At 60.5% G+C, this 22,516-nt stretch carries 16 protein-coding genes and 1 pseudogene; 11 read left to right on the top strand and 6 right to left on the bottom strand.

Annotated elements, in window-relative coordinates:
* The 3 genes from V7M64_RS19570 to V7M64_RS19560 form a co-directional block, all read right to left on the bottom strand.
* Positions 1-305: hypothetical protein (locus V7M64_RS19570; protein ID WP_333681513.1), on the bottom strand; the 305-nt coding region annotated here is incomplete at its 3' end.
* Between the two features lie 193 nt (positions 306-498).
* Positions 499-3,474 (bottom strand): TonB-dependent receptor, encoded by a 2,976-nt coding sequence (locus V7M64_RS19565; RefSeq protein WP_333681512.1) that lies wholly within the window; start codon positions 3,472-3,474, stop codon positions 499-501.
* Between the two features lie 143 nt (positions 3,475-3,617).
* Positions 3,618-5,444 carry a hypothetical protein gene (locus tag V7M64_RS19560; protein WP_333681511.1) on the bottom strand — a complete coding sequence of 609 codons (1,827 nt, stop codon included), beginning with the start codon at positions 5,442-5,444 and terminating at the stop codon, positions 3,618-3,620.
* Positions 5,445-5,784: 340 nt separating this feature from the next.
* On the opposite strand from V7M64_RS19560, the gene V7M64_RS19555 reads away from it, so the two are divergent.
* The 6 genes from V7M64_RS19555 (at position 5,785) to V7M64_RS19530 (ending at position 13,799) form a co-directional block, all read left to right on the top strand.
* Positions 5,785-6,276 carry a MarR family transcriptional regulator gene (locus V7M64_RS19555; RefSeq protein WP_333681509.1) on the top strand — a complete coding sequence of 164 codons (492 nt, stop codon included), beginning with the start codon at positions 5,785-5,787 and terminating at the stop codon, positions 6,274-6,276.
* 32 nt (positions 6,277-6,308) lie between these two features.
* Positions 6,309-8,414 carry an FUSC family protein gene (locus V7M64_RS19550; RefSeq protein WP_333681507.1) on the top strand — a complete coding sequence of 702 codons (2,106 nt, stop codon included), beginning with the start codon at positions 6,309-6,311 and terminating at the stop codon, positions 8,412-8,414.
* A complete protein-coding gene (locus V7M64_RS19545) occupies positions 8,404-8,601 on the top strand; it encodes a DUF1656 domain-containing protein (protein ID WP_333681505.1) in 198 nt (65 codons plus the stop codon). Before V7M64_RS19550 ends, V7M64_RS19545 begins: the two co-directional genes overlap by 11 nt.
* Before the next feature lie 25 nt (positions 8,602-8,626).
* Entirely contained in the window at positions 8,627-9,649 is a 1,023-nt protein-coding gene (locus V7M64_RS19540) for an HlyD family secretion protein (protein WP_333681503.1), read from the top strand.
* 7 nt (positions 9,650-9,656) lie between these two features.
* Positions 9,657-11,102, top strand: a complete 1,446-nt coding sequence (locus V7M64_RS19535) for an efflux transporter outer membrane subunit (RefSeq protein WP_333681502.1) — start codon at positions 9,657-9,659, stop codon at positions 11,100-11,102.
* Positions 11,103-11,462: 360 nt separating this feature from the next.
* Positions 11,463-13,799, top strand: coding sequence for a transcriptional regulator (locus V7M64_RS19530; protein WP_333681501.1), 2,337 nt, complete (start codon positions 11,463-11,465; stop codon positions 13,797-13,799).
* Positions 13,800-14,077: 278 nt separating this feature from the next.
* Here the strand turns inward: V7M64_RS19530 and V7M64_RS19525 are convergent, their stop codons facing one another.
* From V7M64_RS19525 to V7M64_RS19515, 3 genes are all read right to left on the bottom strand, one after another.
* Positions 14,078-15,505: a hypothetical protein gene (locus V7M64_RS19525; protein ID WP_333681500.1), complete on the bottom strand. Its 1,428-nt coding sequence runs from the start codon at positions 15,503-15,505 to the stop codon at positions 14,078-14,080.
* Between the two features lie 16 nt (positions 15,506-15,521).
* Complete coding sequence (locus V7M64_RS19520) at positions 15,522-16,109, bottom strand: acetate uptake transporter (RefSeq protein WP_333681499.1); 588 nt, start codon at positions 16,107-16,109, stop codon at positions 15,522-15,524.
* Positions 16,110-16,441: 332 nt separating this feature from the next.
* On the bottom strand, positions 16,442-17,056 hold the full coding sequence (locus V7M64_RS19515; protein WP_333681498.1) for a nucleotidyltransferase family protein: 615 nt from the start codon (positions 17,054-17,056) through the stop codon (positions 16,442-16,444).
* 469 nt (positions 17,057-17,525) lie between these two features.
* On the opposite strand from V7M64_RS19515, the gene V7M64_RS19510 reads away from it, so the two are divergent.
* The 5 genes and pseudogenes from V7M64_RS19510 to V7M64_RS19490 all read left to right on the top strand — a co-directional run.
* Positions 17,526-19,232 (top strand): type IV secretory system conjugative DNA transfer family protein, encoded by a 1,707-nt coding sequence (locus V7M64_RS19510; RefSeq protein ID WP_333681497.1) that lies wholly within the window; start codon positions 17,526-17,528, stop codon positions 19,230-19,232.
* 6 nt (positions 19,233-19,238) lie between these two features.
* Positions 19,239-19,736: a hypothetical protein gene (locus tag V7M64_RS19505; protein WP_333681495.1), complete on the top strand. Its 498-nt coding sequence runs from the start codon at positions 19,239-19,241 to the stop codon at positions 19,734-19,736.
* A 116-nt stretch (positions 19,737-19,852) separates the two neighbouring features.
* Positions 19,853-20,743 carry a hypothetical protein gene (locus V7M64_RS19500; protein WP_333681494.1) on the top strand — a complete coding sequence of 297 codons (891 nt, stop codon included), beginning with the start codon at positions 19,853-19,855 and terminating at the stop codon, positions 20,741-20,743.
* A gap of 143 nt (positions 20,744-20,886) precedes the next feature.
* Positions 20,887-21,747 (top strand): ankyrin repeat domain-containing protein, encoded by an 861-nt coding sequence (locus tag V7M64_RS19495; RefSeq protein ID WP_333681492.1) that lies wholly within the window; start codon positions 20,887-20,889, stop codon positions 21,745-21,747.
* Between the two features lie 24 nt (positions 21,748-21,771).
* A pseudogene (locus tag V7M64_RS19490) lies at positions 21,772-22,516 on the top strand (phospholipase); the annotation flags it as partial.

The following is a 22,516-nucleotide window of genomic DNA, read 5'->3' as shown; positions in this document are numbered from 1 at the left end:
GGATGCATCAGAGCAAAATGGATTCCCGCTTTCGCGGGAATGACGGCCGTGTGGATTGCCTGCGAAGCAGCGCAAAATACGTGCCGGACAGCAGTGAGCGAAAGCTGGAATCCAGCGACTTGAAAATCCGCAAAGGCACTGGATTCCAGCTTTCGCTGGAATGACGAGCTGATGGCACTGAATTTCCATGGGAAATTTTCGATGCCGGGTGCTATGCCCGCGCATTTCTGAAGAACTTCATTTTCCCTGGGCAGCAGTGCGCGAAAGCGGGAATGACGGCCGTATGGGTTGCCGCAGACGTACATGGGACCACGCAAATTCCTTGCCGGACAGCAGCGGGCTTTCGCCGGGACGACGGGTCAAGGTTTTTCTGTTGTATTCAAGCGAAAGCGTCCTAAGTTCGTGCCATTGGGTTGAACGAAGGCGGGGCGTCAAGACGGGCGATTCACGGAGGCTCTGGGTAAGGGAGTGAATCGCCCGCCTTGGCGCGGTCAAACGCTAGAACTTGATCGATGCCGTGCCATAGATCAGCCGTCCAATCGGTGAATACGTCGCCACGTCCGCGTTGTTGTCGGTGAACGCCTGCGGCGCAAGCGGTGGCATGCGATTGGCGATGTTGTTGATGCCCAGTGCGACCGACCATCCTTTGATGATGTCGTGCGATGCCGAATGATCGACTGAATAGGCAAGCCGCAAATCCCAGGTGAGGTAACTGCTGACGGGGAGACGCTTGAGCGTGGTGCTTTGTGCGTAGACGATTCCGCCGGGGCCAATGTCCGTGACTGCCGATATGTAATTGTTGCCGACCGTGAGATCCCAATTGCCGTATTGCCAATCAGCCGTGGTGTAGAAGCTGAAGCGCGGAATGGTTCCTTGCACGCCGGTGCCGCCGTTGGTCGCGAATCCGGCGTAGTTGTAATACTGCTGCCCGGGTAGCGCCTGGAACTGATACTTGAAAAACATGGCCCCGTTGGTGGAAAACGTGAATGTACCGGCGTGGTCACTGACGAAATAATATTCCGCCGTCATATTCGCCGAGCGCACGTGCAAGCCGCCCAGGTTGGTGAAGCGGTCGATCGCATACAGGTTCAACGGATCGCCGCCGGAGCGCAGATAGGCTTCCACCTGCCCTGGCGCGGTGAACGCCGTCGCACCGGGCTGGCCGGGGAAATTCCCCAGTGCCAGGTTGGACGCGAAGGGCGACGCCGCACCCAGCTGATTCACGCTTTGCAGAATGTTGGTAAAACCGATGCCGCCCGGGTAGCCACGCTGGTCCACCGACGAGTAATCGAGCGATGCCGTCAAGCCGGGCAGCGCTTGCGGCGTGAAGGTGATACCCATCGAACGGGTGACGGCAGTGCTCGGTTTAAGGCGTGGATTGTTGCCGTCTTCACCATTGAACCCGAGTCCGGGAAGGCCGAACACGGATTGAATCACGCCGCTGCCCACCAGCCGCGTATCGGTGGGTCCGTACATCGCATACAACGTCGGTGCGGTATAGGCCCGCGAGAACGATCCGCGCAACGTGATTTGATTGTCGAATGGCTGCCAACGGAATCCGAACTTGGGAACCAGCGAATTGCCGGCATCGCTGTAATGCTCGTAGCGCGCGGCAGCGATCAGGTCGAAGTCGTGGAACCCGGGTGCCGACCAGCCGGGGCTGGTAATGGGCACACGCACTTCACTGTATGCACTATCGATGTCGCGCCCGCGCGAGAACGGATCGGCGGCGGTGCCGCCGATCCAATCGTGCGCCGTAGGACCGGTGTTGCGGCCATTGGGATCGGTATAGGCGGAGAGCGATTCGCGTCGCATTTCCACCCCAACGGCAAAGCCTACCTTGCCGGCCGGCAACTCGAATGGCTTGCCTACCAGCTTGGCGTCGAAGGCATCCAGCTTGCTTTCGGCGTGGATGGCTTCTGTGCCATACAGGTTGGCCAGCGAAGCGGGGTTGATGCCGGAGGCCACCGCCAATGGATTGAGCGCAGGCTGGATGACGAATGATCCCGCATTGGAAAAGCCGGTCTGGACACGACTGTAAGCACCACCGGCCACGGCATTGCCCTGCGCGTCGTAGCCACCGGCGATGGCACGGGCGACGTTGGGCGCATAGATCAGGTTGAACTGGTCCTGCTCGAGCGTGTTGTCGCTGTGGTCGAGCGTGGCCTCCCAATTCCAGTTGTGGGTAATGTCGCCGCGTAAGCCAGCCACGATGCGGAAACCTTCCGCGGTATTGATGAACTGCTGTGGCTTGGGAAGGTAACCGAACACCGCCTGATTGAACGTAGTGGTCAGCGGGTTGTAGGGCGAGCCTGCCGGCAGCGAGACGGTGGTTCGGATCGGCAACCATTGGGTGAAGCTCTTGGTGCGCGAATAAAGAATATTGCCGAACGCGGTGAGTTTGTTGTCGTCCAACAAATCGGCGGAAAGGTTGAGGCTCAAGCCTTTTTGATCCTGCCGTTCCAGCAAGGTCTGATAGCGGGAGACATCGAAGCCGTCTGCCACGGCGGTAGGCGTCGTGGCCAGGTAGGTGCCGTTGGCGATCAGGCTATTGATGTCCGGTGCGGTGGCCAGCGTACCGGTCGGATTGTCTTGCGCGGGCGAACTGAGTCCTGGAGCCAGCATGGCCCCAGGAAAACGGCCGTTGGCGCCGACGGTGCCGGGTATGTTGGAGATGCGGCCGTACAGCGGACTGGTGAAGCTGCGTGTGTCCTGATACAGGGGATCGGTCTTCGCTTCGCTGCCGGTCAGGGTGATGTGAATGCCATGCAGTGTCGTGCCCGCGACGAAATAGCCCGACTTCTCGCGGTAGTTGCCGCTGGCCGCACCGTAGCGCACGCCGACTTCCGCGCCTTGGTAATCCTTTTTCAGGATGATATTGACCACGCCGCCGATCGCATCGGAGCCATAGATGGCCGACGCGCCATCGGTCAGCACTTCGATATGGTCAATGGCCGAGATGGGAATCTGATTGACGTCGACGAAGTTCTTGCCGCCGATGCCGTTGATGCCACTGGTGGCCACACGCAGGCCGTCAACCAGCACCAGCGTATCCAGGTTGCGCAACTGCAGTTGGGAACCGCCGGCGGTGTTCTGGTTGTTGTTGTTCGCGTTGCTGGTGCCGGTGTTGCTGCGCCCGGCGAACGAAGGCACCACTTTGCGCAAGAGATCGAGCGCATTGGAGTTGACGCCGGCTCCTTTGATCTCGTCGTTGTCGACCGAGGTCACGGGCACCATGACCTCGTCGGGCGCTACCGGCAGATTGGAGCCGGTGACCACCACGGTTGCCAGGGTGGCCGGCTTTGCTGATTTGTCCGGCTGATCCGCTTTGGGGTTCGTGCCCGCGGACGTACCCGGTTTTTGCTGCTGGGGCGGCTCGTCCGCATGCAGGTTGGTGGAAACCGCGGTTGCGCAGGTGGTACCCATTGCCATCAGCAATGCGCCGAGCAATGGCTTTACGGTCAAACTCTGCATGGCGTCTATCCCTCCCCGGACGACACGTTAGCGACTGGTTTTTTCAAATGGCAGTCATGTAGTTCCGCTTCGATTTTCTTGCATGGTCGTGCACCGTTGTGGTTGATATGGAATGTGAGTGTTGTCGTGTTACCGGGGTGCGCCTATGGATGGAGCGCGTACCACAGGATTTCTCCTCCTTTGCCCGTCTCGCCGGGCGATGCTGCGAGGTAAATGCGATCGAGCGGCTTCCACAACATGCCGGACTTGGCGCCCTTCGCGCTGGACACGCGCGCCAGTTCCGCATAGTGGTTGGCATCGTTCTGCTGGAATACGCCAAGGTAGCCATCGCCGCCGGGCACATAGATGCGCTTGTGCACGCTGTCGTAGAACAAGCCATCCGAGGTGGCCGGGGCATCCAGGCTTGCTATCTGTTTGCCGGTCTGCGTATCGAGCACGATCAGCTTGCTGGGATTGCGCGTGCCGATGAACAACCGATGATCTGCTTCGTCCAGCGCCATGCTCAGGTTCGTCTGCGCACCCGTTAACGGCCAGCGCGCGGTCACCTGCAGGGTTTTCTTGTCCACTACGTCGACTTCGTTCTTGTCGGCCACGTTCACGAACAGGCGATGGCCATGCTCTTCCGCGCGCACCGCCTCGACGTGGTCGGAATCGAAGCGAAGCTTTCGATAGACCTTGCCGGAATAAGGGTCGACCTCGTTGAGGTAGCAGTCCTTCATCTCCACGTCCTTGCCGCCGCTCACGATGTAGAGCAGGTGCGCGGGCTTGTCGTAGACCATCGAGTCCGCCCCGGGCGCGGTGTTGATGTAGCCGAGCACCTTGTACGTCGCCGCATCCAGCACGCGTGTGCCGCCCTTGCCGCTGTCGGTCACGATCAGCCGGTCTTTTTCCGGCAGGTAAAGAATCGCGTGCGGGGTGCCGAAGGTGGTAAGTGTTTTCTCATGCGTGCCGGTGTTGAGATCGAACACTTCCAGCGTGCCGTGGTCTTCTGCGGCAAGCAGCAGTTTGTTGCGCTTGGTGTCCACGCCGAAATGGTCGAAATCGCCCGAATACTGCGGGTGCCATGACATGCTGCGCCCGGCCAGGACGGCTGGCGCGGTCCGCTCCGCTGCGGCCGGCGGCGCCATCAGCTTGGCGAGCGAGGGAATCTTGGCGGCCAATGCATCGCGGATCACGTAGGCGCGTTGCTCCAGCGCCTTCTTGTCGTCGCCGGGCTTGTAGTGGAAAACGATGCCGATTGCGCCGATGGTCTGCTTGCTGGCGTCGAGCAGGCGCGTCTCCACTTCGAAGCGATTGCCGTTCACTTCGAGGTTGGGAATGCCGGTGCGGATGGCGCGCATGTCGTCATCATCCGCTGCCTTGCCGATGCGCCCGATGCTTGATCCCACGATCACGTTGGTGCTTTGACCCGGCGGCGTGGCATGCATGGCAAGGATGATCACGTCCGGGTACGCCGCCATGGCCTGGTCGACCAGCTGCTGGGCGAGGGTGTTGGTCGGCGTGCCGGCGTCGTATCGGTAGGGCTGCGTCAGGTTGCCCGGATTGGAAATGCGTCGGGCGAGTTGATCGCGAATCTTCTCGGCCCGTTGTTGCAGGGCCTGTTTGTCGTCGCCATTGTGGTACGGATAGACGATGCTGATCGCGCCAAGCGTATCGCCGGTCGTGTCCAGCAGCGGCAGCTCGACTTCCAGCCGGTCGCCAGCCTTATTTACTTCGGCCAGCGGCTTGCCGGTGTTGACTACGCCCATGTCGTCCGAATCGGCTTTCTTGCCGATGCGGCCGATGTTGGAGGCGATGATGACGTTGTCCTTCTGTTTGGGCGGGGTGGCGTGGATTGCCATGACGATGATGTCAGGATGCGCCGCGATGGTCTGGTCGACCAGTTCCTGGGCGTAACTTTTGGACGGCGCCTGGGCATACAGCGGTAGAACCGAAAGGGCAATCGCAGCAGCAAGTACGCGACGAATCATGGTGTCGGATTTCCAGGGTGGTGGGTGGCAATGGTGGTTGGGTTCGCGCCGTGGCGATCCGGGTCGGGGATAGAGATAAACCTTCAACCTGACGTGTTCCTGTAGCGCGTCTTAAGAAAGGTTAAGGTTGCGATGCAGCATCGCCGGTGGGAGTTCAACGCGGCTTTGCCCAGGACTCGCCGTAAAGAGCGCCGCAGGCCGGGATGAAATTCCAGCGTTTCTTTTGCCTTCCGGGTGCTTGCGAGCTGCTGGCCGGTCTTGCAGGAAAGTCATTTACTTCTAAATAGTACATTTATATAATATATTTATATGTACTATCAGTCCGGGGCTGCTTCCCATCATGGCCGACTTCGCACTCACCGAGCAGCGCCTCGCCGTCACCTGCCGCCGCTATCCGGATTTCCCGCGTCGCCCGGCCACCCTGGTGCGGCTGATCAAGCATATTCACAAGATGTTGCACGACGAAGCAAACGCCAGCCTCAAGCCGTACGGTATCAATCATCCGGAATACAATCTGCTGATGATGCTGTACGGCTCAAGCAGCGGTACGATGTCGCCGTCGGAGCTGGCGGATGCGGCGGGCGAGAAGTCCGCCAATATCACGCGCTTGACCAACGAGCTGTGTGACAAGGGCCTGATCGACCGCAACAGCAGCGCCGATGACCGCCGCAAGATCGAGCTGAGCTTGACGCCGCAAGGACGGGCTTTGCTCGACAGCCTTCTTCCGGATATCTGTACGTTGCTGGCGAAGCAGGGGCGTCACCTCAAGGTTTCCGAGCAGGTTCAACTCGAAAAGCTGTTGAAGAAGTTTCTGAGCGGATTGGCGGACTGAGGCGATTTCCGATGTCTGTAACCGAAGTCCCGATGGCAGCTTCCAGGACGCGCGAGGTTTTCGTGACGACCCTGCGCGAGGAGACCACCACCTGGCTGTTCGTGGTGAAGTCGCTGCTCGCCTTCTACCTCACTGGCTGGCTGGCGATGCGGCTGGACCTGCCGCAGCCGTCGACGGCGATGCTCACCACCATCATCGTGGCCAATCGCCAGACCGGCATGGTGCTGGCCAAGAGCTTCTATCGCGCCATCGGCACGGTGGTGGGGGCGCTGGCGGGCTTCCTGATCGTGGCCTTGTTTCCGCAGCAGCGCGTATTGTTTCTTTCCGCGCTGTCGTTGTGGGTCGGTGGGTGTGCGGGCGGCGCCACGCTGTACCGTAATTTCAAATCCTACGCGTTCGTGCTGGCCGGCTACACGGCGGCGATCGTGGCACTGCCGGTGATCAACAACCCGCTGGAGGTGTTCCACTCCGTGGTATGGCGCCTGAGCGAGGTGCTGCTGGGCATCGGCGTTTCGGCCGCGGTGAGCGACGTGGTGTTTCCCAGCCGTATCCGCGACGACCTGCGCCGCATTTGCCGCGCGCAGTTCGCCAACTTCATCGATTTCGTGCAGCGTGCGATGTGCGGCAAGGTGGCGCGTGCCGATCTTGAAAACGCGCATCTGCGCTTCGTGCGCGACGCCGTCACCGTGGAAGACCTGCGCAGCTCGGTAATTTTCGAGGATCCGGAAGCGCGTGCGCGCAGCGGGCACATGCTGCTGCTCAACCAGCGTTTCATGGCCACGTCCACCACCTTGCAGACCCTGCACCACCTGATCAACCGCCTCAAGCGCAAGGGGCACGAGGTGGCGGCCGATGCGCTGATCGAACTGTACCGGCCATTGGCCGGCGCGCTCGATGCACCGATCGAGGCCGGCGCCGCGGCGCGCGTGCTGTTGCCGCGGCTGGATGGCGCGCGGCAGGCCATCGGCGAGCGCAGGGCGGCGTTGCGGGCGAAAATGAGTTCCGCCTACGACATGCTCGATTTCGATACCGGCGCCACCCTGGTCGATCGCTTCGTCGATGAGCTGTATGCATACGTCGAAACGGCATCGCAGCTGCAGGCACCCAGGCTGTTCGGCGCGGTGGCGGAACGCGTGCGCTTCGAGCGCGGCAATGACTATCTCGGGTCGGCGCTGGCGATGCTGCGCACCTCGCTCGTCATGGGCGCCTTGAGCGTCTACTGGATTGCTTCCGCATGGCCCTCCGGTGCATCGGCGATGCTGCTGGCAACGGTGTTCGCCGGCCTGTTTGCCGCCGCGCCCAATCCCAATCAGTGGGTGCTGCACACGTCGCTGGGCTTTGTGCTGGGCACGTGTGCGAGCTTCATCTGCCAATTCTTCGTGCTGCCGCTGATGGATGGCTTCGGCCTGCTGGTGGCAATCTCCGCGCCATTCCTGATGATCGGCATGGCGATGATGGCCTGGCCCATGACGGCTCGCGAGGGGGTGGGCTATTGCATGGGTTTCACGCTGACGCTCGTCGTGCGCAACGAGATGCATTACGACGTGGTGTTTTTCTGGAACGACACCTTGGCGCAGTTCATAGGCCTTGGCGTCACCGGCCTGGCTTTCATGCTCATTCCGCCGGCCATCGGCAGTTTGTGGCTGCGCCGCCGCCAACTGGAGCAGCTGCGACGCCAGGTGCGTCTTGCCGCCACCGCGCCGTTGCCGGGTCTGCGCGCACGCTTCGAAAGCGTCAATCACGATGTGTTCGGGCAGGTCGTGGCGCAGACCGAGCGCGGCAGCCAGGCATCGCGCAATCTGGTGGCCTGGATGCTGTCGATCAACGAAGTCGGGCGCACCCTCATCGAATTGCGCAACGACATGGCCGGTCGCCCGCTACCCGAGGACATGCATGAAGCGATCGAGCGAACCATCGATGCGATCGCACAGCTTTACGAGCATCCGGATACCGCCAGCTACGCCTATGCACGCGATGCCGTTGCCGCGACCACGGCGATGATCGGCGGTGATGAGGCCATGTGGCCGCTGCTCAACCACTTGAACGTGCTGCGTCTGGCCTTGCTGGACGAACAGTCCGTGCTTGGCGCTTACATGCCTGCGCGCACTACTACCCAAGGAGTTGCCCATGCCGCGTGAAATCGCCCTCGGTGGCGTGCTGGTTCCCGGACTCCTGGTCTGGTTCCTGCTCGCCGTGGTGTTGTTGCTGCTGTTCGACTGGGTGGTCGGCCGTTACGGCCTGTACCGCTACGTGTGGCATCCGGCGCTGTTGCGCCTGGCCTTCCTGATTTGCGTATTCGGCGGCCTTGCGCTGCTGACCTTTTGACGCTGAATGATTCGTTGCCGATTCCATGAAAAACACTCTCTATCTTCGTATCGCCATCACTGCCGTCATCGTGCTGATCGCCGCGTTCATCGGCTACGGCATGTGGCGGCACTACATGTATTCGCCCTGGACGCGCGACGGGCGCATCCGCGCCAACGTGGTGCGCATCGCGCCGGATGTTTCCGGACTGGTCACCGCAGTGAATGTGGTGGACAACCAGCAGGTGAAGAAGGGCGACGTGCTGTTCGTGATCGATCGCCCGCGTTATGAAGATGCCGCGGAGCAGGCCAAGGCGAACCTCGCCGCGGCACAGGCCTCCGTGGTGGCGGCACAGGCGAACATCGACGCGGCCAAGGCTGCGACCACCCAAAGCAAGGCCAACTTCGCCATGTACGAGGCGCAGTCCAAGCGTCGCCAGAGCCTGAAGGATGTCGTATCCAGCGAAGACATTGCCAATGCGAGTGCGACGGCCGATGCGGCGCGCGCTACCTGGGAAAAAGCACGCGCGGGGATCGAGCAGGCGACGGCCGCGCAGCAGCAGGCACAGGCTGCGGTGAAGCAGGCTCAGGCAGCATTGGCCACGGCGACACTCAACCTGCAGCGCACCGAGGTACGTGCCCCGGTGGATGGCTATGTCACCAACCTGTTGGTGCGCGTGGGTGACTACGCCAGCGCTGGCGCGCCGCGCCTTGCGGTCATCGACAGCCACTCGTTCTGGGTGGACGGCTATTTCGAGGAAACCAAGCTGCCGCATCTGCACGTGGGGGATCCGGTCGATATCCGCCTGATGAGTGGTGGCGTGCATCTGCGTGGCACGGTGGAGGGCGTGGCGCGCGGCATCGCCGGCGCGGTCGATCCGACCGGCAACGACCTGCTGGCGAACATCAATCCCACTTTCAACTGGGTGCGCCTGGCGCAGCGCGTGCCGGTGCGCGTGCGCATCGATACCGATCACATGCCGGCCGGCACGGTGCTGGTGGCGGGGCAGACCGCCACGCTGATCGTGCATCCCGGCGGGCATGGCGATGCGCTGGCGGAGTCACGGTGAAGCGGCCATGCTTAACGTGAATCCCGTTTTCCGTTTACCCGCCGCCGCCACGCTGGCGTTATGCATCGCGCTGGCCGGTTGCGCCACGCCGGGCGGTTTGCATCCCACCGGCAAGACGCTCGACGCGCGCAGCCTCAAGAGCGAACGGAGTTTCGCCAGCGTACCGCTCAGCCCCACCGCATGGCCGGCGCAGGATTGGTGGACCAGCTTCGGCGATCCGCAACTGAGCACGCTGATCGAGGAAGCGCTCAAGCACAATCCCAGCCTGGATGAGGCCCAAGCCCGTGCTCGGCAGGCGCAGGCGGTGACCGACGAGGCGTATGCCGCGCGGCTGCCGAGCGCCGACCTCGAGGCCGGTGCCGAAGGCAGTCGCTTGTCCTTGAAGGATCCGATCTATCCACCGTATGTGCTGGGCCATTTCGCCTGGGGCAAATCCGTCACCGCGAATTTTTCCTGGGATATCGATCTATGGGGCGGCAAGCGCGATGCGTGGGAAGCCGCACTCGGCCGTACCCGCGCGGCGGAGATCGAAGCGCGTGCGGCGCGCATCCAGCTCTCGGTGAACGTGGCGCGCGCGTACGTGCAATTGGGTTATGCCTTCGCCGAGCAGGATGTCGCGGAAGGCGAACTGCAACGCGCCGCGCAAACCTTGAAGCTGACGCGTCGGCTGGTAGCCGGTGGCCTCGGCACGACACAGCAGGAAGCATTCGCCGATTCGCAGGCGGCAAGCGCCGAACAGCAGAAGGCACAGGCCGATCGTGCCATCGATGCCGCGCGCAGCAGTCTTTCCGTACTGCTGGGGCAGGGGCCGGATCGAGGCTTGAGCATTGCGCGCCCGCATAGGCTTGAGGCTGGCCTGGTGGCGATACCGGACCGGTTGCAAGTGGATCTGATCGGCCGCCGTGCCGACCTGGTTGCCGCACGTTGGCAAGTCGAAGCGGCGTCGCAGGACATCAAGGCGGCCAGGACGCAGTTCCTGCCCAACATCAGCCTGAGCGCGATGGCCGGTTTTCTTGCCGTGGGCGGTAGCACCAACGTGTTTCAACTGCCGGCGCGCACGTATTCGGTCGGCCCGGCCTTGAGCTTGCCGATCTTCGACGGCGGCCGTTTGCGCGCCAATCTTGCCGGCGCCGATGCGCGCTACGACGCAGCGGTGGCGCACTACAACAGCCAATTGATCGGTGCGGTGAACGAGGTTTCGGATCTCGTTTCCGCGTTGGCCTCGGTGCGCACGCAAATCACGCTGGAACAGCGTGCGAAACAGGATGCCGAAAAAAGCTGGCACGATGCGTTGGCGGCATACAAAGGTGGCGTAAGCGGACCGCTGACGCCGTTGGCCAGTCGCCAGCAATTGCTGCTGACCGACCAGCGACTGGCGTTGTTGCAGAGCCAGCAGGCGGATCTTTCGATTCGGTTGATCGATGCGCTGGGTGGTGGCTATGACGCCAAATGATTGTAGGTGGGGTTACTCCGGACTTGATACCCGTCTGTTGATCACACTTCTTGCGGACAATGTGATGCGCGCCGGAATAGCTCCCTCCCTGGAGGGGAGCTGAGACTGGTTCACTGCGTTGGTAACTCTCCCGCTTCGACAGGAAGCGAAAAGATGTGATCGAGAGACAGGACTCGATCCGGCGGTAACTCTGCGATGTCGTTGCGAAGACGTTGGTTTACGCTGCGCCAACCCGACCTGCAAACTGTGCTTTTGCGATAATCCCCAACGACGTTGCGATAGGTATCACGCAACAAAACCAACCCGCCGCTTGGCTATCCAACGCGCAGGGCCGGTGCCCTTCAATGACAAGGTCCGCGCATGGGGAAGCGAATCTATTACTTTGGCGACTTTTGTCTTGATCCCGTGTCACGGGAGCTGACGCGCAACGGCGAGGCGGTCACCATCGCGGCCAACGCTTTCGGGTGCCTGACGTATTTGATCGAGCATCGCGAGCGCGCCGTCGGCAAGGACGAGTTGGTGTCTGCGGTGTGGGGGCGGGTCGACGTCAGTGACAACCTGCTGGCGCAAACCATCGTCCGATTGCGGCGCGCATTGGGCGATGCCGGTGCCGCGCAGCGTTGTCTCCGCACCATCCCGCGCGTGGGTTATCGCTGGATGCTCGATACGGTCGCTGCGGACATGCCCGGTGAAACAACCGAGCAGGCGCCACCCGCTCAAGCGGCGCCGGTCGAAATGCCGGCGCCAGCGGTGCGGCCATCGCCATGGTGGCGGCGCTCGTCATGGCTTGCCATGCTGTGCGTGCTTGTTGCCGCCGCGGCCTACTGGCCCTGGACGGCCTGGCACCAACCGCTGGATTTCAACCACGGCGCGGCCATTGTGCTGCCTGCCGAGGTGGACGCGCCGGCGGACTGGAAGTGGCTGCACCTGGGACTGATGGACCTGATCTCAAACGATCTGCACGACGCCCAGGTTCCCGTCGAAAGCAGCCAGACCGTGCTGGATCTGCTCAACCAACCGGATGGCAGCGCGCACTTTGACACCTTCGCCCTGGTGATCCATCCGCACGTCACCCTGGCCGACAACCAGTGGCGCGTGCACCTGGATGCACGCAGTGCCGATGGCCGCACCTGGCAGGCCGAATCGTCGTCCGACAACGTGCTGAAAGCGGCGCGCTCGGCGAACGCCCGGCTGATGGCGCAGATGGGTGTTGCGGTAGAACCCGGCAAGCCGGGTTCGAGTGACGCCCGGCAGGAATACCTGATGCGTATCGAGGCGGCGACCTATGCCGACTCCGGCGACGTCGTGCGCGACTTGCTCGACAAGGCTCCGCCCGATGTGCGGGAGATGCCCGAATTCGCTCTTGCCAAGGCTTCTTTCCATTGCGACCAAGGGGAACTGGAGCCTTGCAAGCAGGGCCTGGCGGATTTGCTGCAACGACTGCCTGCCGACAAGGAACCCGCCATGCGCGGCAGGGTGCTTGCGCAGCAGTACTACGTCTACTTCCGCGAACACAAATATGCCGAGGGCGTGGCTGCATTGAGCGAAGCGGTGAAGCTGCTGAAAAAGCAGAAGGGCAAGACCGATCTGGCATTTGCCTATGCCCAGCGCGGCGAGTTGGAGGTGTTGGAGAACCAATTCGACCAGGCGCAATCGGATTTCGGGCTCGCGCGCGTCAACTATGCGCTGGACGGCTATAACGTCGGTGCACTCGGCATGGACGAATCGCTGGCGAGCCTGGCCATGCAGCGCGGACAATTTGCCCAGGCGCTTCCCGTGATACAGCGCGCCTACGCTGCATACCAGCGCATGGGCATGCGCCGGTTCATGCCCGAGCTGCTGATGGATCTGATCGTTTCGCAGCGGATGTTGTTGCAGCACGTCGACGCGCTGGCTACCACCGACCGTTACTGGCCGTTCGAGCAGAAGCATTGGAATGTCTCCGACCAAATCGCACGCCATCTGCTGGTCTACGAGCGAGCGCAGGCGCTAGCCGACAACGGTCGCACCAGCGAAGCGAGCCGCCTGCTCGTAGATCTGCTAACGCAGGTCGCCAGCGATCCCGACGGCGAGCCGGGTCTGCAGGATACGGTCTACGTCCTGCTGGCCAAGCTTGCGTTGCAACGCGGCGAGGTCCAGTCAGCGCAATCCTGGATCGGCAAGGCGATGGATCAATCATTGCTGGAAAAGAACAACGACAATCGCGACTACGCGTATGCAAGGCTTACCAACGCGCTGGTCATGCAGCGTGCGGGCAAGACAAAGCAATTCAAGGATGCCGTCGATGCCTTGCAAGCCTGGGCGACCGGCCTGCCAACGCAGGACGCATGGATCGACATCTTGCTGCTGCGCGCGCAGGCGATCCAAGCGTGGAGCGATGGCCGGCATGATCAGGCCTTGGCGCAGTTGAAGCTCGCCATGAACAAGGCCGACGCATACGGTGTTCCTGAACTGATCGTCGACGTCGCCCAGGTCTATACGCAGGCGTTGATCGCCGCCGGCAAGGTGGAAGACGCCGCCTCCGTCAGCGGCAAGCTCTCGACCTGGAGCCAGGTGGATTGGCGCGCGGCGTGGACGCAGGCTTGCGTGTACCGCGCGCTGGGCCAGATGCCGTATACGAAGCAATATCAGAGCAAGGCACGCCAGCTTGCAGGTGATCGCGTGTTGCCGGTGGATGCGTCGGTGTTTATGTATTGAAAGGCAGCCCGGCTAAGCGCGCACTTTCCCTCTGGCCGTGACGCACTCCCTCGCCTGCGATGACAGGAGACGGTCGGGGCTGTGGTATCCCCACATTTTTGCTGACGATCCAGAAAAATTTAGGGGCTACATCGAGCCTATTTCGAAGCGCCTCGGCCTTCGCCCGAATGACGAGCGAAAACATGAGGTTGTTCGCACCCACACCAACCCGCCCCTGCATGCAGGGGCGGGCAAGCGATAGGGATATGCGCTTGAGCAAGCGCCGTGATGCAAACCTGTCAAAACTTGTAATACGCACTCACATTCACCTGATTCCCGCTCGTCTGCGTGCGATTCTTGCCGTTGGTGGTGGAATCGAGCATCGCGTGGATCCATTCCAGCGCGAACGAGTAATCGCCCACGCTGTAGATCAGGTTCGCCGCCGTCTGGCGATTTTTCAGCAGCCCGGTTGCACCGTTGTTCAACCAGCGGATCACGTCGGTCGAATCGGGTTTGCTCATGGAATAGAACAGGTTGGCGCTCCAGTTCGGCGTGAATTTGTAGCCGCCCATCACGTATCCGCCGGTGTCCTTGATGTCGCCGAATTGCGAGAGATCGCCAAATATCTGCCCGATGCCACGGCCCGTATAGCCCACGCCCTTGAACGTCCATGGGCCGGGCGTCCATTGCCCGCCGACTTCGAAGGCCGTGCTGGCAAACTCGCGCTTGATCGGTGTGGGCGACGTGCCGCCCACGCCAGCCAGGTTGATCTGGCTCCAGTGTGCAGCGGCGAACAGCAGCCAGTCTTTTGGCTGCTCGACGTGCAGCTTCGCCTCGATCTGCGGACGGAAATCAGCATTGCCGGCGCTGATGTAATTGATCGGACTGCCCGGGCCGTTCCAGGTGCCCGAGAACGCAGCCAGGTCCAACCGCCACAACGGGCCAGCAGAGCCGTGATTGAGATCCTGCGAAAACACGATGCCGGGGAAGCGCCAGCCGATGACGCCGGTGCCATAGCCGAGCGGGAAGGCGATGTGGCTCAGCGATATGGGCAGGTCATCCAACGGGAAGATCAGGTCCCACATCTGGCCGATCTTCAAGCTGCTGCCGGTCACCGGATTGTCCAGCGTCATATAGGCCTGGCGCAGGCGGGGCAGGGGTTGCTCCATCGAATAGCCGCCGGTGCCGTTGTTGCCGCCGAAGAAATCCATTTCCAGGTGCCCGCCGCCGATCCAGTTGCCCGCGATCCTGCCGCCGGTCAGGTCCAGCCAGAAGCGCGTATTGCGCACGTCCACGCCGCTCAGCTGGCCTTTCGAGCCGGGAATCGGGTATTCGGCGTTCTGGCCGTTGCCGAAGGTGAAGCTCTTGCTCTGCGTGAACGCGGTGGCGTTGATGAAGCCGTGCAGCGCCACCGACACGCCGGGTGAGCTGGTGAAGATCGGCTTGGCGGGCACGGCCGCAATGGTTTTCGCCTGCGCCGCCTGCACTTGCTGCGTCTGCTGGATCTGCGTTTGCTGTTGTGTCTGCTGGTTCTGCAGTTGGGTAAGCGCATCGTGCAGTTGCTGCAGATCCTGTTGCTGTTGGTTGAGTTGCTGTTGCTGCTTTTCGACCAGCGTCTTAAGCGCCTTGATCTCCGCATCGCGCTGGTCGTTCTTCTGGGCGAAAGCCGGAGTGGTGACGCTAAGACCTAGCGTTGCAAGGGCCAGAAACAGGGCATGGCGTTTCATGGTGTGCTCCTTGTCGTTATCGCAGTTGCACGGCGCGAGGCGTGCCAATCGGCAGCACTTCGCGCTTATGCGCATCGTTGATGATTTCCGCCGCCGACAAGTAAAACGCGAACAGTGCCGTCAGCAGGCCAGCGTAACCGCCCGCCATGTGCAGGCGAGCCATGCCGGTCCATTCGCCGGCAGCAAGCAGGAAGAAGGTGATCCACAGCGCGAGAAAAATCAGCTGCAGCGCGAGCGTGCCGCGCAGCGTGCCGACCCACATGTAAAAAGTGAATACGCCCCACATGAAGAGATACCAGCCCACGAAGGCGCCGGGCACCTTGTCATGCAGAAACAGCACGAACAGCGCGAACGACCACCAGAACGCTCCGTAACTCACGAAAGCCGTGGCGCCGAAGGTATTGCCACGCGGCAGCTCCATCACGCCTGCGATCATCTGCGCCGTACCGCCATATGCCATGGCCACTGCCAGCACCATGTTCATGGCATCGCCGGTGAACCAGCCGGCGTTGATCATGCTCAACAACCACGTCGTCAACGCGAAACCCGCCAGGCCCAGTGGCGCTGGATTGGAGAATCGCGCAATGCCTTGCTCGCTGCTCATGGCTGGAACCTCCCCAAAAAAATGGATGGAGTGCGTGCTCCGAATCGTCCGTCGCGTGTAGCTCCGCGAAAACGGCCTGCTTCCCCGCAGGCGTTGGTTCCTCCTTTCGAAAAGCTCGAGCTAGTCAAGCTGCCTTACGACGACGCGGCTTGATGTAGATCAGTTTCGGTAGAGATGCCCTGGACAGTTTTATTGCAATGCAGCATCTAATGCAGCGAAATAGATGGGCAGAGACTTTACTCAGATGGAACAAAAAGGGTAGGGGCCTACGTCTACTCGTTCGCGATGCGTTGCTCCCCTCTCCCCCTGGGAGAGGCTTAAGGCAACACTGATCAAGTATCGCCGTCGAGGCCCGCCACGATGGCTTGCACCCGCTGCAGGTCTTCCGGCGTGTCGACGTCGATCCCGTTTGGCGAGTCGAAAGCCTCGACGCGCGCGGCTTCCTGTTTCAGCAGCGCGCGTGCGCCATGCTGGCCGGAAAGCGCCGCCAGCGCGCCGAAGTAATCGCGCGGGAAGAGAGCAGGCGGCCCCTGCACACCGTGGCGTTCGGTGGCGAGAATACGCTCGGGCACCACGCGGTGACGCTCAAGCATGCCGCGCAATGCAGCCGAAGCAAGCAACGGTTGATCGGCCAAGCAGGCCAGCACCGCGGTGGCCTGCGGAAACGCGTGGATCAGCGCGCGAACGCCAGCCGCCAATGATTGGCCCATGCCAAGCTGCCAGTCCTCGCAACGAACCAGGCTCAGCGGCAAATCGTCGAGCACGGCTTCCACCTCATCGGCATAGGCGCCGGTCACCACCAGCACTGGCACATCCGTTTCCAATAGCACGCGCGCCGTGCGCCGAACCATCGCCTCGCCGGCAATCTCCGCCAGCTGCTTGGCGCCGCCAAAGCGGCTGCCTTCACCGGCAGCGAGCAGCAGGATGACGGGCGAGTCGTGGTGCATGGTCCAATGCTTGCGTGATGCTTGTGTGGGTTGGGTTAGCGCAGCGTAACCCAACGTTATCGATAACGAGCTACCGGCTGTAGGTTGGGGTGAGCGAACGCGAACCCCAACGTCGCCATGCCGTGCGCGCCGTGTTGGGGTTCGGCTGCGCGTTACCCCAATCTACGACGACCGACGGCGCCGTTTGGAAAGCATCGGCATGCTGGCTTGCCGTTGTAGGTTGGGATGAGCGGTACGCGGATCCCAATGTCGCCATGTCGTGCTTCCATGTTGTGCCTCACCTCAACCCCAACACCACTACGTGGTGCATGCCAAGTTGAGGTTCGCCTGCTTTGTACATCTAAATCCTGACGCCAGCCTCTGGGTCTTTCGCTCATTTCTGTAGCCGTATCCCGACTGGTATGCCGATGGGATTAGGTGATGCTTAACCCTGTCCCCATAAGTGTGATTCCAGGGAGTACTTGTTTCCATGAGCACCCGCACCAAGGCGAGTGTCGCTATGGCTGGCTTGTTGCTTGCCATAGTGGCCGGAGCGTATTTGTCGGGCTGGTTGACCTATCTGTTGCTTCGGGTCAACGGCCCGCTCACCGTGCTCACGTATTGGAACTACCATCAAGCGCTTGCACTGCCTGCTTATCAGCCATTTGCTACTCGAATCCATCTTGCCGGCGGCATCGGCTTTGGAATTTTCACCTTGGGGTGGCTTGGCGCGTTGTACCTCCTTTTCCGCCCGAAAAAACGGGCCACACACGGTGATGCCCATTTCGCGAGGGATGGTGAGATCGCCAGGTCAAAGCTCATCAACAACCACCCTTGCGGCGTCATTGTCGGCAAGCATCGTGACCGCTTTTTGCGCCTGGTGGGTCCGTTTCACATCCTGCTGGCGGCTGTAACGCGAGCGGGGAAGGGTGTGAGCTTCGTCATGCCGAATCTGTTGCACTATGAGGGATCGCTTGTCATGGTGGACATGAAGCAGGAAGGGCACGATGTCTCCTCCAAGTGCCGCTCTCAATGGGGGCCTGTCTACCTTTTCAATCCCTTTGCCGACGACTTGCGCACCCACCGCTGGAATCCGTTTGCTTATGTCCGCACGGAAGCCTTGCATCGCACCTCGGACATTCAAGCGATTGCCCAATGTTTGTACAAGGTGGCACGTGGGCAGGATCCGTTCTGGACCAATACGGCGCGCGCCACCTTTGTCGCTGCCGCCAGCCTGTTGTTTGATGTCTGGCAGCACACCCAGCAAGCGGGAGCGAATGAGGAAACGCCATACCCCACGTTGGGCGGCGTCTATCGTCTGTTGTCCGGCGACGGCAACGATTTGAGGGCGTATTTGAAATCCAGGCTGGCCAAACCTGACGTTTGCGAAGAAACGCGCACCAACTTCGACAATATCACGTCGCTACCTGAGCAGACGTTCGCCTCGGTCATCGGCTGCGCGCAGGCGCCTTTGCTGATTTTCGCCAGCCAGATTCTGGACAAGGCGACGTCCGGCAACGACTTCGATCTGCGGACGCTCCGCCGTCAGCGACAAACGATCCACGTCGGGGTCACACCGAACAAGCTGGGTGAAGCCAGCGGAGTCTTGAACCTGTTCTTCGAACAGGCGATCAAGCTCAACACGGATGCCACACCGCAAAAAGACCCTACGGTGAAATATGAGTGCCTGTTTCTGCTCGATGAATTCACGGCGCTGGGGCGCATCGATGCGGTCGTCAATGATCTCACTCACCTTGCCGGCTATAACATCCGCCTGACCTGTGTCATCCAGTCGCTTTCGCAATTGGATGACGTTTATGGTCCGGACAAGGCGCGGACCATTACCAGCAACCTTACTTGCCGCGTGATCTACACGCCTGGCGAGCAGCGCGACGCCAATGAGTACAGCGAGATGCTCGGCAACACCACCGAGCGAAAACGCCAACGCACCCGTACCAGTGGCGGGCAGGTGTCCTATACCGATATTGAAGAGTGTCGGCCCTTGATGCTCCCGCAAGAGCTGAAAGAACTCGATGTGAGAAAGGAAATCGTCTTCATTCGAGGCTTTGCGCACCCGATCATGTGCGACAAAATTCGCTACTACGAAGATAAGGACTGTAAGCCGAGACTGCTTGGTGCGGTCGAGGTACCCAAGTTGAGGCTCGGCGGTGGATCGCCAACGGGCAAAACGTCATGACGATAATTGGGCAATCCGATGATTGAATGTCCAAAGGCTGGGGATTATCTAGTGCTTAGCCACTGTCCCTCTTGGTATTTAAGTGTCGACCCTCTGTTTGAAATCCCGGTCTTCTTTGAACCATTGGTTCCCGAGGCTATCGAGCGCGTTGGGCAGTGGGCATCACGCATAGCCATCGTGCTCGACGGTGACCAACCCTCCGGTCGGGAATGGATCAAGCGTATTCGCAAGCATTGCCATATGGTGGAACGCAATACCATGCATTTTGGCGAGCGCCCTTACTACTACGCTTTTCCAGGCCACAACCGCGTTGGCGCAGACATTCAATATCTGGTGTTCACGCAGGGTGAGTCGGAGCCGGCGGCACGCTGGCGGATAGCGTTGGCCATGCTGCGGCAGTGGGACGCGGAACGCGTTACCCCTCATGCATTAGCGCTTATCGAGCCCAAATATTTCGTTGAAGATGCAGTGCCCATTTCGTTGGTTCGGAGTTCTTCCGCATGAATTGGCGAAGATGCACGCGGTGTCGTCAATAGGCGATTTGTTCGCATCGGTCGGTGCCTTAGTGGGATTCTTTGTGGAAAATCGGGTGACTGCGATATCGATTCTTGAGGAGAAGATTGAATGAGGTTGAAGCAGATAGTAGCGATAGCGGTTTTGATGGTGGGGTGGCAGCGTGCAACGCAACATCGTCGGCCCTCGAACTGACAGGGGTGAGTAGTGCAGGAAAAGCAGCCAAGGGCGTCACCATAGCAACTGCTGCTAAAGAATTAAATGCAACCTCGTCAGTGAAAAATTTGCTCTATGTGTTCGCTACACAAAACGCAGCTGCTTGGTCGGCGTTCGACACGGTTCCAGGTGTTCACTGGCGTGATGCCAAGTCGCGGAGCAACCTCCAAGGTGCGGGTCCCGATATGTCGCATTATCGAAGCGGAAGCTTGCTGCTAATTGGGTTTGGCGATGTTGACGTTCCGGATGGAAAGCTCGGTGCTGAAGCTGGGGTTTGCAAAGACAACGAAGGCAAGGTAGGGGTAACGCTCAATGGCGATGCGAATGATGTGCGGTCCGTGACATTGCTCAAATTTTATCCGAGCAAAAATTATCGGGAAATTATCCAGAACCAATTGAATGACGATGCTTCTGTCAAGTTGATCGCCGATACGTGCGAGTTGGATTACGGCACCACCGCACCCAATACTCAAATGAATACTTTCTATCAAATCGACATGGGTCCCCGTGCCGTCCCTGTGTTTGCAGAGGTTTATGTGGATGAGGACGGTGGCAATCAGGGGCCTGGGTATACCTATTTTGCTGACCTACCCGAATACGCGCAAGCCTCGGTGAATGCCTTCATCGACCACCTGGCGACCGGCGACACCGCGCACCTGCTGCGCGAGCTGCCATTGGCTGCCGGCACGACGCAAACGCCGCTCAAGGCGATGGCCTGGGGCGAGCATCAGCCGGTGGCGCGCCAGGATGCGATGAGCTTGCAGAAGCGCACGTTGCACTGACGCAGCGACGTCATCGGGTTGCCGAATCTGCGTGAGCATCTGACGACAGACGGGAGAGGTCGGCAACTTTATGCTGATGGCATAGCTGTCAAGTCATCGACCCTTTCAAGGAGCAAGGCATGCGCTTTCTCAGGTGCTTTCGAATGCATCTGCAACCTCGCTATTTTTGTTTCGCCGTTGCCGTATTTTGGCTCGTGCTGGCTGGCTGCAGTGAACCTACGTCCGCGCAGCTGTCGCATTACGGTGTGGAAAATTTCTTTGTCGATCCCAAGGCGCAGGCATTGGCGGTAGCCGCGGAGTACGGCGATGCGCAGGCAGTGCATCGTTTGATGAAAGACGAAGGGGTGAATCCGGATGCCGTCTTCAGCAAGGAAGGCATGCCGCTGTTGGCGTGGCCGATCTTTACGCACAACCCCAAGGGGTTGCAGGCGATGTTGGAGAACGGGGCTGATCCGAATGTCAAACAGGTTTATCCGTCGCGGGAGCTTGGACTTAGCTATGACGATAACGCCATGGTATGGGCAGCCAAACAGGAGGACCCGATCTATCTCAAATTGCTGCTGGATCACGGCGGTGATCCCAACACGCGCAATGTTAACAACGAGACATTGTTGTTCCAGGCGTTTATCTGGCACAACCAATGGCAGAACGTGCAGTTGCTGGTAGAGCGTGGGGCGGATGTGAACTCCCTTGCTGGTACGGGGGCAAGCATTATTCAGGTTTATGCAGAATGGGCCGCTTTCGACAAAGTCTATTGGCTCTTGGAGCACGGCGCCGACCCCAGTGTCGATTACATGATTAATCAACCAACGCCACGCCGCTCCCGCACCATCGAAGCCATCTTTTGGTCCCCGGTAAAGCCTGGGTGGCTGGAGTGGCAGGCGAAATGTCAGCAATGGTTGCTGCAGCATGGCTATAAGCGTCCTCCCATGCCCGACGTCTATCGCGACATGCGCAAGGACTTTGGCCTGCCCAGCGAAGAAAAAGATATTCCCTTGCCGTAATCCCATCCATCACGGAGCGATGTCATGCCTGAATTCCAAAATGAACAAGCCTTGCTGCAGCAGCTGCGCACCAGTGGCGATTCTGTCTCGGTGCGCAGAGCGGATGAGTTACAACGGCTCTATCACGCTCGCCAGATGGCGCTGCTGAGCGCGGATATTTACCCCGCTGCCAAAGGTGCAGGCGTTCCACCGCCGGGCTGGAGGCGTGCCAGTGAACATCCGGACTTGGTGAAACGATTCGCCTTGCAACTTGGTTTGAATGATGAGCAGTTTCTGCGCCTGCTCAAGCCACCCAGATCCGGCTTCCGCGCCGAAATCTACCTGCCCGATCCTGCGGTACTGGGTCCAGGCTATAAACCCACGACGGTGTTCAAAGGCTCTACCGGTGAGGTGTTGACCTCCAACGGTTTGCGCGATACCTCTAAGGAGGACTTCCTCGCCAACAACTTCCCGCAATCGATCGGTATGGAAACCGACTATTACAATCGCGCCATGCGCCTTGCCTGGCAATTGCGGACCAACGGCTTGCACGTCGAAAACACCGGTCACAGCCTCGGCGGTGGCCTGGCTTCTGCTGCTTCCGCCATCAGCGGCGCCCCTGCCACCACCTTCAACGCCGCCGGCCTGCACCCGCTCACGGCCAAACGCTTCGCTGAACAAAACGGCTTGCCCGTGTACGACGTGCAACAGCGCATCATCGCCTACCACGTGCAAGGCGAACTCCTCAACGACGGCATACAGAACAACCTCCACACACTGGACGAAGCCC

Source organism: Dyella sp., assembly GCF_036746095.1.
Lineage (GTDB): Bacteria > Pseudomonadota > Gammaproteobacteria > Xanthomonadales > Rhodanobacteraceae > Dyella_B.
This window is presented reverse-complemented; position numbering and strand designations above follow the sequence as displayed.